A 17,371-nucleotide genomic window follows, 5' to 3' on the forward strand; every position below is an offset into this window, starting at 1 on the left:
TCTAAGCCAGGCCTCGAAGCTCACCGGCATTTCCGAAAAGACTTCGCTCATCAGGTTGGGTCTTGAAGCGCTCATCGCGCTTGAGAGCGCCCGTCGACTGGCCGTGCTTGGGGGATCTGAGAAGAATCTTCAGATCATTCCGCGCCGGCGCTCCGAAGCCGTTCAATGACGCTGGTCGATACATCTGTTTGGATTGATCACCTTCGTAGAGGGAATGATCAGCTTGTGCAGTTGCTCAATGCAGGGTTGGTTCTCCATCACCCTCTCGTCTTTGCTGAGCTTGCATGTGGCAACCTCAGCAATCGCTTAGAGATCCTGGGTCTTCTTTCCTCATTACCGCAGGCGCGCATTACTGAATACGATGAGACGATCCAGTTCATGGAATCAAGAAAGCTGTTTGGATTGAGGCTGGGATGGATCGACATCAATCTCCTTGCTTCAGCTCATTTGACAGGGTGTCGGCTGTGGACTTATGATAAAGCGCTTGTTCGCGCTGCTGAGGGTCTTGGATTAGTCAATTAATCGCTAAAGGCTTGCTAACTCCGCTTGCAGCCGACTTCGCGCCCGTCAAGGCGCATGCATTTTGAGTTCGAAAGCAAACGTCGGTAGGAGAAAGGCAAGCGCCGCGCCAGGCGCTCCGCGGCTGAAGCCAACGTTAAGCCAAGTTTTGTTGTGAGTAGCGAGGTATCCGATGAGTTCTAGTTTGATGAACATTTCAAAGTGCCTGATAATCGCATGGATTACCTTGCAAATCTTTCCGATTACCAGCAAGGCTGTAGAGATGGATGAGCTTACAGGTGCTTACGATACTGGCGTTCTTCCCCCCAATGATGGTGTGCAGACTAGAGGTGCATGGCTCAACATACCCTGGGAGGCAACTTACATCGAGAGTATTCAGCTAATTATCTCAGGGAGCTCGACGAGCGGCATTATGCGCCGATACAACATATATGATGGGAGTTATGAAGACATGCCCTTCATTGGCGAACTACTTCTTTGCTTGCAGGATGAAGATGAGGAGAGAATACTTTTCGTGGCAGATATCCTTCCTCCAGAAGGCGATTTCACGAACGTGGTTGCCAATTTTGTGCCATTTTCTTCGGGGTGGAATCCCGATTTTAGTCAGTTAATAGGTATAAATGTTTTAGCGACGCTAAATTTTCTTGCTCCCTACTGCATTGATGGTGAGCCGATTTTAGACGCGCTTGCGACCGTAACGTCTGTGCAAATCGTAATGACATATGGAAGTACTACGGTTAGAAAGACATGGGGAGACATCAAGGCGCAGTTCAAGTGATCTACCTGGTGGACTGATTCTCGTGAGATGACGGATGATGACGTGCATAGGCCGTCCAGCGCAGGGCGTCCGCGCCGCCGGCGCAGTGGGGCTGCGTCAAAGCGCGGCAACGCGGCGATGGGCGGCTTGGGCGCTTCCCGTAGGGTTTGCGAGGCTACCAAAGATCCATCCCCCATGCATTGTGTAGCAAACAGCATCCGGCAGATCACGGGAATTGGTCTACTAGCATGAGATCGCAGCCGTCGGCACCGACTGTCACGCCGCTTGCGCAGAGGACGCAAAGAGAAGACAAGGAAACACAGGCGAGCGCCACGTCTGGCGCGTCGCGGCTGACGACACCGAGACTGTGATTGATCCGTCCCGCACTAAGAGCGGGCGACGCTTGCGCCGCCCGCTGCCGTTTCATTCAGGATGGTGGATAAATCAGGCCATCAGCGCGGCAATGGCCGCCACGTTGGCGATGTCGCTCCAGGAGCAGCCCCGCGAGAGATCCATGAAGGGGGCGGCCAGTCCCTGCACCGTGGGGCCGATCGCCTCGGCGCCGGCCAGGCGCTGGGTCAGCTTGTAGCCGATGTTGCCGGCGTCCAGGTCGGGAAAGACCAGCACGTTGGCGCTCCCCGCCACCGGGCTGCCCGGGGCCTTCTTCTCCGCCACCTTGGGGACGATGGCCGCGTCCAGTTGCAGCTCCCCGTCCACCGAGAGTTCGGGATCCGCCTGGTGGATGAGGGCGAGCGCCGCCAGCACTTTGTCCACGTCGGCATGCTTGGCGCTGCCTTTGGTGGAGAAGCTGAGCATGGCCACGCGCGGCTCCGTCCCGGTCAGGGCGCGGTGGGTCTTGGCCGAGGCCAGGGCGATGCTGGCCAGCTGTTTGGCGTCCGGCTGCGGCACGATGGCGCAGTCGGCGAAGGTGAAGAGGCGGCCGTCGGGCATCACCATGAGGAAGCTGGAAGAGACCGTGTCGATGCCCGGGGCCATGCCCAGGGCGTGCAGGCCGGCGCGGATGACGTCGCCGGTGGTGTGGTTGGTGCCGCCCACGCTGGCGTCGGCGATCTTGCGCCGCACCATGAAGGCGGCGAAGTACATGACGGAGCGGGCGGCCTCCTGGGCCTGCTCGAGGGTCATGCCCTTGGCCTTGCGCAGGTTGAAGAGCTCATGGGCGAAGTCCGCCGTCCACTCGCTGGTGGCGGGATCCACGATTTCGCGGCTCATCAGCTGCAGGCCGTGCTCGGCGGCCAGGCTTTCCACCACGGCCCGCCGACCGAGCAGCGTGATCCGGCAAATCTCCTTTTCCTTCAAGAACTTCGCCGCCTGGATGGTGCGGACGTCCTCGCCCTCGGGGAGCACGACGTGCTTGCCGCGCTCTCGCGCCTTCTGCTGCAGGGTGTCCAGGATATTCATGGAGTGGTCCTTTGTATGTGGTCCATCGCCGCCCGCACCACCTCCGGCACGAAGCGGGAGTAGTCGCCGCCGAACCGCCACAGCTCCCGGACGATGGAGCTGTTGAGGTAGCTCCATTCCTCGCTGGGCATGAGGAAAACCGTCTCCACGCCGGGAGCCAGCTTCCGGTTGATGATGGCCATCTGGAACTCGTAATCGAAGTCGCTGATGGCCCGCAGGCCGCGCACAATGGCGGAGGCCCCGGTCCTTTGGGCGTACTCCGCCAGCAAGCCGTCGTGGCAGTCGACCCGCACGCCGGGCAGGCCGGCCGTGCAGGCCTTGACCAGGGCCAGGCGCTGCTCCAACGGGAAGAGCGGCGTCTTGTCGACGTTGACGGCCAGCAGCACCACCACCTCGTCGAAGGTCTGGCGGGCCCGGGCCACCATATCCAGATGGCCCAGGGTCATGGGATCGAAGGTGCCGGGATAGATGGCCGTGCGCATGGATCTCCCGCTCATTCCTGGTTCTCCTCGCGGCAGACCAGGGCCATCAAGGTCAGGTCGTCCTGGAAACGGACGGCCCGCTCCCCCGCCCCGGTGTGGCGGCGCAAGGAGGCCAGCTGGGCCTGGATCAGGCTGGCGGCGTCCAGCCAGCGGGACTCGCTCAGGGTGCGCCGCACATCGCCCATGCCGAATTCGTTGCCCTGCCGGTCCAGGGCCTCGTTGAGGCCGTCCGTGTAGAAGAGGAGTCGGTCGCCCGGCTCCAGATCGACAATGCCCATCTCATAGGTGACGCCGCGAAAGGCGCCCAGGATGAGGCCGCCGCTGTCCAGCGACTCGATGGCATGGCTGCGGGCGCGCATGAGCAAGGGCGGGTTGTGCCCGGCGTTGACGTAGCTGAGGCGCCGGCTGGGCCGATGATAGACGCCGTAGCAGACCGTGACGAAGCTGTCCGATTCCGTCACCTCGAGCAGGTGCTCGTTGAGGTGGCCCATGATGCCCGTCATGTCCAGGCGATGCTGGGCCAGGATGCGGATGCCCGTCCGCACGCTGGCCATGATCAGGCTGGCGGGGATGCCCTTGCCCGCCACGTCGGCGATGACGAGACCCACATCCTGGGGCGTGATCATGAAATGGTCGAAATAGTCGCCGCCCACCTCGGCGGAGGGCAGGTTGAGACCGGCCACCTCGATGTCATGGAGGAGCAGGCCCTGCTTGGGCAGAAGGGAGCGTTGGATGTTGCGCGCCACCTGAAGGTCGGCCACCACGCGGCGGCGCTCCAGCCGGTCGGCCCGCAGCAGCATGTATTCAACCGTTTGCGCCACCTGGCTGGCCAGCACCTCCATCAGGAGGCGCTCCTGCTCGCCATAGGTGCCCACCCGGTCGGATTCCAGATTGAAGAAGCCGATCATCCTGCCCTCGTGGAGGATGGGGACGACCAGCTCGCTCAAGGTGCGGTCGCGGGCATTGAAGTAGCGGGGATCCTCCCGCACGTCCGGCACGATGACCGACCGGCCGTGCTTGAGGATCCAGGCCATGATGCCGCGGTCCAGCTTCTGCCGGACGAGATGGAGTTTGTCCGTGTCGTAGCCGCGCAGGGATTCCCAGCGGATGGTGCCGTCCCGCGGATCCATGAAATAGATGCCGGCGGCGTCGAAATCCACCACCCCGCCCAGGGTGTCCATGATGAGCAGGGCGAGGCCTTCCGTGGACAGCTCCTGCCCCAACCGGCGGCCCACCTCCCGCAGGAGGCGGTTCTCACGCAGGGTGCGGGCCGGCTCGAGCAGGTCCCGCACGTTGCTGGTCTGGAGGGAAAGCTCTTCCAGGAGCGCTTTGACCTGCAGGTGCCAGGACTTGTCGGGCGCTGTGGCGGGGGCGTGCGGGGAAGAGATCAACCGCTCAAGGCGCTCCACCAGGACGCGCAAGGGGTCCAGGACATCTTCGCCGGAGTGGGCGCCCGGGATGGAGGAATGGACCGGTTCCGGTCCGGGGACGGTCATGCGAAGTCTCGGACCGCCTGTTCCACGTCGGGGAAGCTCTTGAAGACTTGATACAGCTTCGTGATCATGAAGAGGGAGTCGATCTTCTCCGTGACGCAGGCCAGGTGGAAGTCGCCACCCGCCTCCCGCACCGGCTTCAGGGCCTTGATGAGGATGCCCAGCCCCGAGGAGTTCATCAGCTTGACGTTGGACAGGTCCAGGACGAAGTTGCGGCTGCCCTGGTCCAGGTAGGACTTGACCTCGTTGTAGAAGGTGTCCGCGTCGGGCCCTCCCAACAGGTTTCCCTTGAGGGTGAGAACCACCACGCCGCCCTGCGTGGCTGCCGAGATCTTCATGGTATGCCTCCTTGGTCCGGTCGAATCTATCATTCACCCTGTGGGCAAACAATCAGGGGGGAGGGTGAAGCGCCCTCCCCGCCACATGCCAAGCTCACCGGCGGGCAGGGGCGATATGCTACTTTGACCATTGCGAGGGGGCAAGTGACTGTTGATCAACAGACTTGTCCCTGCATGGCCGACTTCGGACAGAATTCGTGTCCGCCACTGGCCGATAGTGGAAAGGCCAGGCTTCTTGCAGAGCCAAGCCCGGTGCGACAGGTGGGGTCCGTCGCAGGAAAGGAGAGACACTTGCCCAACTTCAATGAGATCCGGGCCATGGTGAAGGCCCGCGGGATCAAACAACCGCCGGGCGCCAGCCGCGTCGAACTGGTCCGGCTCCTGCAGCTTTCCGAAGGGAATTTCGACTGCTTCGCCACGGCCGTGGACGGGGTCTGCGATCAAATCGACTGCGTCTGGCGGGAGGACTGTTTCAAGTCCGTCGGCGTGCTCAAGTAGGAACGCTCCATGCCCGAACTGCGTCACGATCCCATCCAGCGCCGCTGGGTGATCATCGCCAAGGAGCGGGGCGCCCGTCCGCTTCAGTTCCGGGGGGAGCTGCGTTTTCCGCGAAACCCCGCCTGCCCCTTCTGCGAAGGGATGGAAGGCGCCACCCCGCCCGAGATCATGGCGGACGGACCGGCCGGCCGCCCGCCCAACACGCCGGGCTGGGAGCTGCGCGTGGTGCCCAACAAGTTCCCCGCCCTGCAGATCGAGGGGGAGCCCGACCGGCACGGCGTGGGCCTTTACGACGCCATGAACGGGATCGGCGCCCACGAGGTGCTCATCGAGACGCCCCGCCACATGCTCCACATGGCGGAGATGGGGACGGGGCAGATGGAGCGCATCTTCCTGGCCTACCAGGCTCGCCTGGTGGATCTCAAGAAGGATCCGCGCTTCAAGTATGTCATCATCTTCAAGAACTACGGCGCCGATGCGGGAGCCACCATCGCCCACCCGCACACCCAGATCATCGCCACGCCGATCACGCCGCGCACCGTCGCCAACGAGCTGGAAAGCGCCCGCGAGCATTTCCGCCTGAAGGAGCGCTGCCTCTTCTGCGACATCCTGGCCCAGGAGATGGACGTGGGCTCCCGCCTGGTGGCCCTCACCGACCACTTCGTGGCCATCTGTCCCTACGCCTCGCGCTTCCCCTACGAGGTGATGGTCCTGCCCCGGCGCCACTCCTACGATTTCGGCGTGGAGGCGCCGGAGCGGGTGGCCGAGCTGTCGCGCATCATGCACATCGTGCTCAAGCGGCTGCGCCTCGCCCTGGGCGATCCGCCCTTCAACTTCGTCTTCCACACCGCGCCCAACACGCACCACCACATGCGGCGGAGCAACTACTGGGACACCATTGTCCACGACTGGCACTGGCACGTGGAGATCCTCCCGCGCATGACCCAGCCGGCGGGCTTCGAGTGGGGCACGGGCTTCTACATCAATCCCGTGGCGCCGGAAGTGGCCGCCGACCAGTTGCGCAAGGCACAGGTGGAGGCATGAAGGCTCCCCGGCGGGGCGTGTTGCGCATCTTGTTCACCGGGGCGGAGGCGGTGCCCTGGATCAAAAGCGGCGGATTGGGGGATGTGCTGGGCGCCCTCCCCCGCGAGCTCTTCGCCCTGGGGCACGAAGTGGCCACCATCCTGCCGCTCTACGCCTCGGTGGAGCGCGAGGAGGCGGGGCTGGAGCACCTCGCCACCATCCAGGTGCGCTTCCAGGGAGTGGATTTCCCCACCCGCATCTACGCCGCCTCCTACCCGCGCAGCGAGTGCCGCGCCATCTTCATCGAGAACCAGTACTACTTCGAGCGCTCCGGCATCTACGACGATCCGGCGACGGGCCGGCCCTGGCCGGATGACGACGAGCGCTGGTTCTTCTTCCAGACGGCTGTGCTGGAGTTGATCCGGCAGACGGACATGCAGCCCGACCTGCTGGTCTGCGCGGACTGGCACACGGCCCTGCTGCCCGCCCTGCTGCGCATCCGGCACCAGGAGGACCGCCGCCTGCAGCACACCCGCAGCGTGCTCAGCCTCCACAACCTGGGCTACCAGGGCGTCTTCCCGGCCGAGTCCATCACCAAGCTGGGTCTGCCGCGGGAGCTGCTCTTCCCGCTCTCGCCCTTCGAATTCTACGGCCAACTCAATTGCCTGAAGGCCGGCATCTCCTTCGCCGACGAGGTGGTGACCGTGTCGCCCACCTACGCCCGGGAGATCTGCCAACCGGAGCTGGGACACGGCCTGGACGGCGTCCTGCGCCAGCATGGCGACCGTGTGCGCGGCATCCTCAACGGCATCGACATGGATAATTGGAATCCAGCCACCGACCCGCTGCTGGCCGAACCCTACGCCTCATCCCGCCTGACACGCAAGGCGGGCAACCGGCCGCGCCTGCTGCGCGAATTCGGGCTGGATCCGGACTACCGGGGCCCGGTCCTGGCCATGGTGACGCGGCTGACCGGGCAAAAGGGGATGAACATCCTGGCCGGCTGCCTGGACCGGCTGCTGGCCCGCGATCTGCGCCTGGTCATCCTGGGCACGGGCGAAGCCCAGTTCGAGCATTTCCTTTCCGATGTGGCGGCCGGGCACGCCGATCACATGGCCGTGCGCATCGGCTACAGCGAGGCCCTGGCGCACCAGATCTACGGCGGGGCTGATTTCTTCCTCATGCCCAGCCGCTACGAGCCCTGCGGGCTGAGCCAGATGTACGCCATGCGTTACGGCACCCTGCCCATCGTCCACGCCACGGGCGGACTGAAGGACACGGTGATCCCCTTCCTGGATGACGCCGATCACGGCACCGGCTTCTCCTTCACCGACTACAACGCCGAGGCCCTGCTCGAGGCGGTGGACACGGCCCTCAGCGCCTGGCGCAATCCGCGCGCCATGCGCCGGCTGCAGAAGAACGCCATGAAGCAGGACTTCTCCTGGGAGCAGAGCGCCCGCCTCTATGAAGAACTCTTCTTCCTGGTGCGCGAACGGTCGCGCTGGGGGGAATGACCACAAGGGACAAGCCGACGGATAGCCTGCCAACCCGCTCCCCCTCAAGTTGCCCATGCGCCCGGCCGATGCACGGAGCAATGGGTGATTCCCGGGAGGCGACGGCACATGGCCCAAGCGGGTTGGAAAGCAGAGTATGCGACCGGTATTCAGCAGATCGATGAACAGCACCAGCGCCTGTTCGAACTGCTGGAGCAGCTTTATGACGCCATCCACCAGGGCCAAGGCCGGGCTGAATCGCAGGAGAGGTCGGTGCTGGAGGCCCTCGTGCTTTACGCCCGCACCCATTTCCGCTGCGAGGAGGATCTCATGCGCCGTCATTTCTACCCCGGAGTGACGGCGCACGTGGAGGAGCATGGCAAGCTTGTGATCAGTCTGGCGGAGCAGGTGGACCTCTACAAGCGCGGCCGCCTGGCGCCCCTGAAGCTCGCCCTCTTCATCCGTGACTGGATCGTCAACCACATGCTGGATGATGATCAGCGGGCCGGCGCCCACCTTCGCTCCCGCGGCCTGCGCTGAATTCACCTCGCGCCTTGGCGCTTCCCCCTTCCCACAACCCGCGGATGGCCATGCCACTACAGAGGCAGGTCCACGGCGACAAGACCTGCCATCCCCCCTCTGGTCTGGACATGAGCCTAGTGGACCGAATCACGTAATCTGACGGATGCTGTTTGCTGAATCCATTGTACATCAATGAACTCAGTCCAAAACGCAAACCCTGCGGGAAGCGCCCACGTCACCCATTGCTGCGTTGCAGCCCCTTGACGTAGCACCGCTACGCCTGCGGGTCTGCGCCTTGCACTGGGCAACCTGGACGCGTCATCATCCGTCATTTCACGTGATTCGGTCCACTAACCCCCGGCAGGCGGGGCGGCAGGTGTCGCGGGCGGGGATGGGGCCGCCGATCAGGAATCCAGGATGGACCGGAGCTTCAAGGCCAGCTCCTTTCTCGTGAAGGGCTTGGCCAGGAAGTGCACGCCTTCCTCCAGGATGCCCCGGTGCGCGATGACGTTGCTGGTGTAGCCGGACATGTAGAGGCATTTCAATTCGCCCTGCTTCTCCCGCAGCGCGGCGTGAAGGTCGCGGCCGCTCATTTGCGGCATCACCACGTCCGTCAACAGCAAATGGATGGGGACCCCGCAGGACCGGGCCAACTCCAAGGCCCGCATGGGGCTGCCCGCGGCCAGGACCGTGTAGCCCATGCTTGTGAGCAGGTGCTCGGCAAAGCGCAACAGGGGCATCTCGTCCTCCACCAGCAGGATGGTCTCACTGCCTCCCCGCAGGGCCTTGCCCGCCTCCGCCACGTCCCGCACCACAACCCCGTCCGCTACCTCCGGCAAGTAGATGCGGAAGGTGGCGCCACGGCCCACTTCGCTGTAAACATTGATGTAGCCATTGTTCTGCTTCACGATGCCGTAGACCGTGGCCAGCCCCAAGCCCGTTCCTTTGCCCAGTTCCTTGGTCGTGAAGAAGGGCTCGAAGATCTTGACGCGGACCTCGTCGTCCATGCCGCACCCCGTGTCGCTCACCGCCAGCAGGACGTAGTTCCCGGGAATGGCCCCGTCATGATGGGCGCAATACTCGTCGTCGAAGACAGCCGCTGCCGTCTCGATGGTGACAGTGCCCGCCCCGTCAATGGCATCTCGGGAATTGACCACCAGGTTGACCAGGATCTGGTTGATTTGCTCCGGATCCATCAAGACCGGATGCAGGTCGTGGCCCGGGTGCCATTGGAGGTCGATGTCCTCGGTGATGAGGCGGCCCAGCAGTCTCAGCATGCCCACGATCGTGTCGTTGAGATTCAACACGCGCGGCTGGATGTTCTGCTTGCGGCTGAAGGCCAGAAGTTGCCGCGTGAGGGCCGCGGCGCGTTCGGCGCCATTGACGATCTCATCCACGAACTCGGCCTCCTCGCTGCCGGCCGGGAGGGTCGCCTGCAGCATGTTGCCATAGCCCAGCATGGCCTGCAGGATGTTGTTGAAATCGTGGGCCACGCCGCCGGCCAGGCGCCCCACCGCCTCCATTTTCTGGGATTGGCGCAGTTGTTGTTCCAGCTCGATCTCCAGCGTGATGTCCCGCTTCACGGACACGTAGTGCGTGACATCGCCCATGGGGCCGCGCACGGGCGCGATGGTCGCATGCTCTGTGAACAGGCTTCCATCCTTGCGTTTGTTGACCATTTGGCATTTGAAGACCTCGCCCCTGGTCAGGACCTCCCACATCTCCTGATAGAACTCGGGACCATGCCGACCGCTCTTCAGCATGCGCGGATTCCTTCCCAAGACCTCGTCTCGCGTGTAACCCGTGGTCTGTTCAAAGGCCGGATTCACGAATACGATGGTGGCGGCCGCGTCCGTCAGCAAGACGGTCTCGCCCACCTGCTCAACGGCGGACTGCAGCAGAAGGCGCCGGGACTCCTCCGCCTTGCGTCGTGTGATGTCTTGCAGGACGGAGAAGAAGTAGGCCGGGGTGCCGTCCTCGCTGCGCACCAGGGAGACGGTCACCTCGACCCACAAAAGACTGCCGTCCTTGCGCACCAGACGCTTCTCGCGCGTGTAGGAGGACTCGGAGCCGGTCAGGAGCCTGCCGCGCGTGGCCAGATCCTCGGCCAGCTCCTCCGGATGGCTGACCTGCTGATAGGTCATGGCGGCCAGCTCCGCGAAACTGTAGCCCAGCATGTGGCAGGCCGCCTGGTTCACCCGCAGGACGCGACCCTCCGGATCGGTGTGCGCCATGCCCACGGCCGCCTGTTCGAAGGTGGCGCGGAAGCGGGCCTCGCTCTCGGTCAGGATCCGTTGCGCTGCGCGCTCTCCAGTCTGGTCCCTGAAAACCAGCACCACGCCGGACAAGGAGCCGTCGTCCTCTTCGATGGGTGCTCCGCTGTCGGCGATGGGGTGCCCCGCACCCGAGCGTGTCACCAACTTGGTGTGGTTGGCCAGGCCCACCACCTTGCGCTCGCGGATGACCTTGGTCACCGGGCTTTCAACAACCTTGCCCGTATCCTCGTTGACAATGTGGAAGACCTCCTCCAGTGGCCGGCCCCGCGCCTCGGACAAGGTCCAGCCGGTCTGCCACTCCGCCTCGGGATTCATCAGCTCCACCCGGCCCTGGGCGTCGGTGGAAATCACCGCATCGCCGATGGAATGCAGAACAACCTGGTGGCGGCGGGCCGCGCGGCCCAGCTCCCACTCCTTCTCCAATTGGTCCTGCAGGTGGCGTCGTGCTTCGCGCTGGCGCAGCAAGGCGAGGGTGCCGCCGGCCGCCAACAGCAGGGCGGCGATCATCAGGAGGATAAGGGTTGATTCGTGCCGCATGACGGACATGGCCTCGGCCGCGTCCTCCTTGGCGATGATGGCCCAGGGGGTGCCGGCCACGGGTGCGGCGGCGGCCAGCACATCCACGCCGCGGTAGTCGACGCCCCGCATCACGCCCATCTCCCCCGCCAGCGCCCGGGCGGCGGGCAGGCCCGGCGTGGTCAATGGCAAGCGCATTGACAGCGCGGGCTGGGGCGGGTGGCGCAAATCATTGAGGAACAGGATGCTGTCCCCTTCCTGCCGAACGAGCAGGGTCTCACCTGTCCGGCTGGGCCGGGGCCAGGCCTGGATCAAGGGATGGAGGACGTCGCCCGCCCGCGACATGAGAACAACCACACCAGCGGGCGGATCCCCCGGGGCATGCAGGGCCCGCACGGGCGCCATCAGACTCAAGTGCGGCCTGGCCTCGTTGGCGCAGGTGTGCAGGTCCACAAGGCGGACATCGCCGCCCTTCATCGCCTCCACCACGACATCCAGCATGAGCGGATCCACATCCGAAGGCTCCCCGGTGGCGCTGGCCACAACCCGCCCATGGCCGTCAACCAATTGCACCTGGGAATAGCCGTAGGCCTCGCAGTAGCTGGTGAACAGCCGCTGGAGGACAGCGGCGGCCAAGTGACGGTCCGCCCCGGTGGCGCCGCCGACCGCCGGTCGATCCAGCAGCAGGGAGACGTCCTTGGACAAGGAGAGGCTCTGGCTCAGGATGGAGGCGTCGGCCTGGCGCTCATGGAACCAGTTGGCGATCTCCTTCGCCTTGAAGTCCGCCAGGATGAGCAGATCGTGTTCGACCTCCCGCCGCAGGTCCGCACGCTTACTCATGTGGTACAGGCCGCCGCCGACCACAGCCCCAATCAGGGCGGTAACCGCCACCCAATTCCATGCATTTGGCTTGCCCATGCCGCGCCCTCTTCACTTTGGTCTCCTGGATCCCGCCACTGACACACCCGTGTCCCACCGGATGTCCTTTGCCGCTTGGGTTGATCCCTGGTCAGTCGATCATGCTCAGATGGATACGGACAACAACCTAGAAATCGGGGACCTGTTCAGGAGGGGGCCGTTGAGCAGATTTTGAGCTTTTCTCTGCTCGCAGGAATTGGCGGTGGGCGACTTGACCCGATACGATTTGCGGGTCCTGGCTCTTTGCCTGCGCGAAGGTCCTGTGACAGCAAGACGCAAGCTGAAAAGGACGGCTGGTGGGTTCCTCAGTCCCGTTTGGCGCCGGGGCCTGCGTCGGCGGGCAGGTCGCCGGTCTGCTCATCTGCCAAAGGCACCATGATGAGAAAGGGCTCGCGCAGACCCACCCCACGATCGAAGGCGCGGATGCGCTCCAGCATCAAATCCGAAATGATCTGGCCCTTGACCGCGAGTGTGATTCCATTGCTGGCCTGGATGTCGTCGGCCAACAACTGCCCGATGCGCAGGTCCCTCATGCGGACCGGCTTGCTCTCCAAGACGACGGACTCCAGACCTAAGCCATGCAGCGCGGACAGCACATCCTGGCGCACGCCGGCGGCCCTCCCCTTCAACGTCTCCAAGGCCGCCTTGTAGGAACTGCCACGCCGCATGGCCTGGTCGACACGCACGGCCACTTGAAGGATGTGCCCGCCGATTTCGGCCGGACTCAGGTCAGCCAGCGGCTTGTCGAGTTTCTCACCAAGGGGGGTGAACTGCAGGGCGATCATCGCCGCCGCCGTGTCCAGGCGGGGCAGGTGCCGGATGAGGCGGGCCCCCACCTCGGGATGGGCCTGGAAGAGCCCTTCGTCCTCCTTGCCAAGTTCGTAGCCGGCGTTGACCCGGGCCAGCAGGTCCGCATCAAGCGCGATGCACCCGATCTGGGAGAGCATGGCGGCGATATCATACTGCCAGCCATTGGACAAATGAAGGGTCTTGACCACGTGGCGCATCATGCGCAGCATGCGCTGGTTCTGGTCGGCCGTGGCCGGATGGATGGTGGCCAGGACCTCCGTCATGACGCGCAGGCTGCCGGCCAGCGTTTGCTCCAGCAGCTCGCGCTCCGTTTGCTGCCGGGTCCAGATGCGCAGACCCTCCTGGACAGCGTTGAGAATGGTGGCCGGCGGACAGGGCTTGGTCAGGAAGCGGTGGATGTGCCCGTTGTTGACCGCCTCGATGGCCGTCTGCTGGTCGGCGTTGCCGGTGAGCATGATGCGCACGATGTCCGGGAAGGCCTTGTGCACTTCACGCAGCAGCGCGATGCCGGTCATTTGCGGCATGCGTTGATCGCTGACGACGACGGCGTAGGGACCCTGCTCACGCAGCATCACAAGGGCGGTCTGGCCGCAATCCGCGGTGTCGAAGTCCAAGTGTGCGCGGAAGGTGCGGCGGAAGCTGTCGAGGATGTTCGGGTCGTCATCCACGAAGAGCACGCGGGCCTTGATGTCCTCACTCATCGAAGGTCTCCTGGAGAAGGGCCGTCAACGGTATCAAGGGAAAACAACCCGGAAGATGGATCCCGCCTCGGCTTCGCACGCCACGTCGACACGTCCTCCATGTTTTCCACGACCACGTTGCGCGTGACGGCCAGACCCTGGCCCGTGCCCTTGCCCACGTCCCTGGTCGTGTAGTAGGGCTCGAAGATGTGGAGAGGCACCATGGCCGGAATGCCGGCCCTGTCATCCTCCACCTCGATCACAGGTTCAGTCGGCGTGGTCATTGTGCGGATGCGGATGAGCCCCAGCTCCGGATGCTCCTGGCTGGCGCGCTTCTCCTTGATGGCCTGCACGATGCCGGTGGCACGTTGCACGCCCTCCTGGCTCGGGGCCAGGGCTCGTGGAGTCACGTCCGGCAGGTGGTCCAGGTCGAGCGAGCTTGTCCCCTCCAGGATCTCGCTGGCCAAGGAGGCGGCCTTCCTCGCACACGGACAAACTGACCGCGCCATGCAAGTGGACGGGCGGTGGTCATGCTCTTCCAACCGCCTGGTCGGGGGGCGGGGCGATCGACGCTCCGCCGGTCATGCCTCCTTATCGTCCCGGCGGGCGGGCAGGTTCAGCCCAGGGCCGGGACAGACACCACCGCGGTACGTGAACGAGCAGGGCTGCGCCAAGCGCTGGGCGACGTGGACGCATCATCAGCCGACATTCCACGAGATCCGGTCCACCAGCCCATCAGCTTCTATGCCGACAGTTCGCCCACCATGGCCCGCACTTGCCCGCGGACGTCCAGGACGCTGGCGCGCACCTTGGCCAGGATCTCCTCGTGCGCATCCCTCCCCTGCTGGCCCGCCGTCCGGCAGAGCAGGCCCCAGGCGGGATCGAGGACCGCATCCCAGGGGCTGCGCTCACCCAGGCAGGCCATGTCCCCCTCCTTGACGAGGACGTCGGCCAGGCGCACGCAGGAGGTCAGGACGGCGTTGGGATGATCCGGCATGAACGCGTGGTGGTCGCGCATGACGGCGCGCAGGTTCTCGGGCAAACCCCAGCGGGTGGCCAGGAAGTAGCCCGCCTCGGCATGGTCGATGCCCAGCACCTTGCGCTCGGCCTCGAATAGAGGGAGCCCCTGGTGTTCCACCACCTCCAGGCATTCGCGGAACTCCGGGTGGAAGTACTGATCGAGCACGACTTTGCCCACGTCGTGCAACAGGCCTGCTGTGAAATCCGCTCCCCGGAACTGCAGGCGAAAGGCGCTCGCGATCCCGCGGGCCAGCTCCGCCGTCCCCAGGGAATGGGACCAGAAGTCGATCTGGTCCAGGACCCGGTCGGCGCCGAAGCCGCCGGACAGGCTCCTCATGATGGAGGCGGTAGTCACCAGGCGGTGGATCTCGGACCCGCCCAGCAGGATGAGGGCCTCCTGCAGGGAGTCGATCTCCTTCTGCCTGCCGTAATGGGCGCTGTTGGCCAGGCGCAACACGCGCGCCGTCAGCGTTGGATCCTGCTGCACCAGGCTCTTCAGGTCTTCCATGGCGTAGTCCTCATCGGCGATGAGGCGCAGCATGTCCGTGACCACGTGGGGCAGGGAGGGCAAGGTGTCCAGCACGTCGATGCAGTCCAGCACGGCTTGGCGCGTCCGACGAAGGTGGGCGGCTTGCTCGGCCATGGCTATTCCTCCAGCAGGGTGCGGATGTTTCTTCCCAGCTCGGTCAGACGGAAGGGCTTGGGCATGAGGGAGACCCGCGAGTATCGGGTCATGCCCACGGCTTGTGCCGCCGAGCTGTACCCCGTCATCATCAGCAGGGGCATGGCGGGCGTGCGGTTCTTCACCTCCATGAGCAGCTTGAAGCCGTTCATGCGCGGCATGTAGAGGTCGCTCAGGATCAGATCCGGCTGGTGCGCCTCAAAGATGGTCATCGCTTCCTGCCCGTCCTCCGCCTGGAAAACGGCATAGCCTTGCAGGAGCAGGTAGTAGGCGGCCAGATCCCGCAGGTTCTGCTCGTCCTCCACCAGCAGGACGGTGGCCGCCCTGCCCGGTTGGTCCGCGAGGTGGCTCTGGATCTGTTTGGCCAGCTCGCCCATATCCTGCGCCTGCGGAACAATGGGAAGCAGGGCACCGATCTCCCGGGGCACGCGTTGAAGCTCCGACGAACCTCGTTCATGGAGCAGCATGATGAGCAGTCCGGGCGAGATGTGGCGCAGCCGGGTGAGCAGCGGGAGATGCTGGGTGGCGCTGGTCTTGTCCACGATGAGGAGATCGGGCAGGCGTGGCACGCCGGTGTCCAGGGCTTGGTGATCGAAGGTCGCCACCTCCAAATCGGGAAGGCCTCGGCTCAAGGCGATCTCGTCCTCCGTCCTGCTCAGGAGCAGGCCGATCTGGCGGACGCCTGGTGGACAATCAACCTTGGCTGGGTCGGTCATCACCGGGAAGGCCGAAGCAGCCCGCATGAGGGGGTGAAACTGGGAGCCGGTGCAAGCGGGATGGACGGATTCACCTGTTCCTCCTCGGTTGTATGATGGAAACAGCCAGTGCGAAGCCACTCTATCGGCGGCGCGTGGCAGGCAATCCACTCTTGAGGTGGTCAGGATGGCCAGAGGCCGGGCAGGACCTTCCCGCACGAAGGGCAGCGCCCCCCCCGGAGGTGGCAGCACGCCGCGCCCCCCAAGGGCCGCTTCACCACTGTTTCCTGGCAGGCGGGGCAGCAGGAGTCGCGACCCTCGGCCAGGGGCAGGTTGCCCAGGTAGACATGCTGGAGGCCGGCTCGCCGGGCGATGGCCCGGGCCCGCCGCAGCGTCTCCACCGGCGTGCGCGGCAGGTCCGTCAGCTTGTGGTCCGGGTGGAAGGCGCTCAGGTGGAGGGGCGTGGGCGGGCCCAGCTCGCCGGCCACCCAGCGGCACAGCTCGCCCAGCTCCTCGTCGCCGTCGTTTTTACCGGGAATGAGCAGGGTGGTCAGCTCGAGCCACACGTTTGTCTCGCGGCGCAGCCAGCGCAGCGTCTCCAGCACGGGGGCGAGGCGGCCCCGGGCCAGGTTGCGGTAGAAGGAATCGCGGAAGCTCTTGAGGTCGATGTTGACGGCGTCGATGGGGGCGAAGATCTCCCGCGCCGCCGGCAGGCGCACATAGCCGTTGCTCACCATCACCGTGTAAAGGCCCGCCTCCTGGGCGGCCTCGGCGCAGGCGATGAGGAACTCCCCGAAGATGACGGGCTCGTTGTAAGTGAAGGCCAGTCCGCGACAGCCCTGGCTGGCGGCGGCGCGCAGGATCATGGCCGGCGTGGCGCGCTCCATGCGGCCCAGGGCCTCGCGCGCCTGGCTCATGGTCCAGTTCTGGCAGAAGACGCAGCCCAGGTTGCAGCCCGCCGTGCCGAAGGAGAGGACGCGGCTGCCGGGATGGACGTGGTGGAGGGGCTTCTTCTCGATGGGATCGGCCGCGAAACCGATGCCGGCGTTCCAGCCGTCGGTGACGAGGGCGCCTCCCTCGTTGCGGCGGATGAGGCAGAAGCCGGGCTGGCCGGGGCCGGGGCGGCAGTCCCGCGGGCACAGCTCGCAGAGGACGCGGCCCTGGTCGAGGGGGCGCCACCAACGGGCGGGATGGGCGGCAGGCGAGATCATGGGTCCAAGATAGGGCCGC

At 64.8% G+C, this 17,371-nt stretch carries 17 protein-coding genes; 7 read left to right on the top strand and 10 right to left on the bottom strand.

Translation table 11 applies throughout. The features are described 5' to 3' along the window. The 3 genes from Q8O14_15055 to Q8O14_15065 form a co-directional block, all read left to right on the top strand. On the top strand, window positions 1–169 hold a 169-nt coding region (locus Q8O14_15055), incomplete at its 5' end, for a type II toxin-antitoxin system VapB family antitoxin (protein MDP2362045.1). After that, window positions 166–522, top strand: a complete 357-nt coding sequence (locus Q8O14_15060) for a PIN domain-containing protein (protein ID MDP2362046.1) — start codon at window positions 166–168, stop codon at window positions 520–522. The genes Q8O14_15055 and Q8O14_15060, both read left to right, overlap by 4 nt. Window positions 523–706: 184 nt before the next feature. Further along, window positions 707–1,297, top strand: a complete 591-nt coding sequence (locus Q8O14_15065) for a hypothetical protein (GenBank protein ID MDP2362047.1) — start codon at window positions 707–709, stop codon at window positions 1,295–1,297. Between the two features lie 423 nt (window positions 1,298–1,720). On the opposite strand, the gene pta is transcribed toward Q8O14_15065, so the two are convergent. Genes pta through Q8O14_15085 form a run of 4 tightly spaced genes read right to left on the bottom strand, consistent with a single transcriptional unit; the run spans window position 1,721 to window position 5,008 of the window. After that, complete coding sequence (gene pta, locus Q8O14_15070; GenBank protein ID MDP2362048.1) at window positions 1,721–2,695, bottom strand: phosphate acetyltransferase; 975 nt, start codon at window positions 2,693–2,695, stop codon at window positions 1,721–1,723. Next, on the bottom strand, window positions 2,692–3,177 hold the full coding sequence (coaD, locus tag Q8O14_15075; protein ID MDP2362049.1) for a pantetheine-phosphate adenylyltransferase: 486 nt from the start codon (window positions 3,175–3,177) through the stop codon (window positions 2,692–2,694). Before coaD ends, pta begins: the two co-directional genes overlap by 4 nt. A gap of 11 nt (window positions 3,178–3,188) precedes the next feature. Continuing rightward, window positions 3,189–4,673, bottom strand: a complete 1,485-nt coding sequence (locus tag Q8O14_15080; protein MDP2362050.1) for a SpoIIE family protein phosphatase — start codon at window positions 4,671–4,673, stop codon at window positions 3,189–3,191. Further along, window positions 4,670–5,008, bottom strand: a complete 339-nt coding sequence (locus Q8O14_15085; protein ID MDP2362051.1) for an STAS domain-containing protein — start codon at window positions 5,006–5,008, stop codon at window positions 4,670–4,672. Before Q8O14_15085 ends, Q8O14_15080 begins: the two co-directional genes overlap by 4 nt. Before the next feature lie 291 nt (window positions 5,009–5,299). On the opposite strand from Q8O14_15085, the gene Q8O14_15090 reads away from it, so the two are divergent. From Q8O14_15090 to Q8O14_15105, 4 genes are all read left to right on the top strand, one after another. After that, window positions 5,300–5,506, top strand: a complete 207-nt coding sequence (locus Q8O14_15090; protein MDP2362052.1) for an SAP domain-containing protein — start codon at window positions 5,300–5,302, stop codon at window positions 5,504–5,506. Between the two features lie 9 nt (window positions 5,507–5,515). Next, window positions 5,516–6,550, top strand: coding sequence for a DUF4931 domain-containing protein (locus Q8O14_15095; GenBank protein ID MDP2362053.1), 1,035 nt, complete (start codon window positions 5,516–5,518; stop codon window positions 6,548–6,550). Further along, window positions 6,547–8,043 carry a glycogen synthase GlgA gene (gene glgA / locus Q8O14_15100; protein ID MDP2362054.1) on the top strand — a complete coding sequence of 499 codons (1,497 nt, stop codon included), beginning with the start codon at window positions 6,547–6,549 and terminating at the stop codon, window positions 8,041–8,043. The genes Q8O14_15095 and glgA overlap by 4 nt, the downstream gene beginning before the upstream one ends. Before the next feature lie 108 nt (window positions 8,044–8,151). After that, window positions 8,152–8,562: a bacteriohemerythrin gene (locus Q8O14_15105; GenBank protein MDP2362055.1), complete on the top strand. Its 411-nt coding sequence runs from the start codon at window positions 8,152–8,154 to the stop codon at window positions 8,560–8,562. A gap of 386 nt (window positions 8,563–8,948) precedes the next feature. Here the strand turns inward: Q8O14_15105 and Q8O14_15110 are convergent, their stop codons facing one another. The 6 genes from Q8O14_15110 to amrS form a co-directional block, all read right to left on the bottom strand. After that, a complete protein-coding gene (locus Q8O14_15110; GenBank protein ID MDP2362056.1) occupies window positions 8,949–12,176 on the bottom strand; it encodes a PAS domain S-box protein in 3,228 nt (1,075 codons plus the stop codon). Between the two features lie 383 nt (window positions 12,177–12,559). Further along, window positions 12,560–13,765: a response regulator gene (locus Q8O14_15115; protein MDP2362057.1), complete on the bottom strand. Its 1,206-nt coding sequence runs from the start codon at window positions 13,763–13,765 to the stop codon at window positions 12,560–12,562. Next, on the bottom strand, window positions 13,762–14,211 hold the full coding sequence (locus Q8O14_15120; GenBank protein MDP2362058.1) for an ATP-binding protein: 450 nt from the start codon (window positions 14,209–14,211) through the stop codon (window positions 13,762–13,764). Before Q8O14_15120 ends, Q8O14_15115 begins: the two co-directional genes overlap by 4 nt. A 275-nt stretch (window positions 14,212–14,486) precedes the next feature. Further along, a complete protein-coding gene (locus Q8O14_15125; GenBank protein MDP2362059.1) occupies window positions 14,487–15,407 on the bottom strand; it encodes an HDOD domain-containing protein in 921 nt (306 codons plus the stop codon). Between the two features lie 2 nt (window positions 15,408–15,409). Beyond that, window positions 15,410–16,078 carry a response regulator gene (locus Q8O14_15130; GenBank protein MDP2362060.1) on the bottom strand — a complete coding sequence of 223 codons (669 nt, stop codon included), beginning with the start codon at window positions 16,076–16,078 and terminating at the stop codon, window positions 15,410–15,412. Between the two features lie 245 nt (window positions 16,079–16,323). Next, window positions 16,324–17,352 (bottom strand): AmmeMemoRadiSam system radical SAM enzyme, encoded by a 1,029-nt coding sequence (gene amrS, locus Q8O14_15135; protein ID MDP2362061.1) that lies wholly within the window; start codon window positions 17,350–17,352, stop codon window positions 16,324–16,326. Between the last annotated feature and the right edge of the window lie 19 nt (window positions 17,353–17,371).

The organism is bacterium (assembly GCA_030685015.1).
Classification (GTDB): domain Bacteria; phylum CAIWAD01; class CAIWAD01; order CAIWAD01; family CAIWAD01; genus CAIWAD01.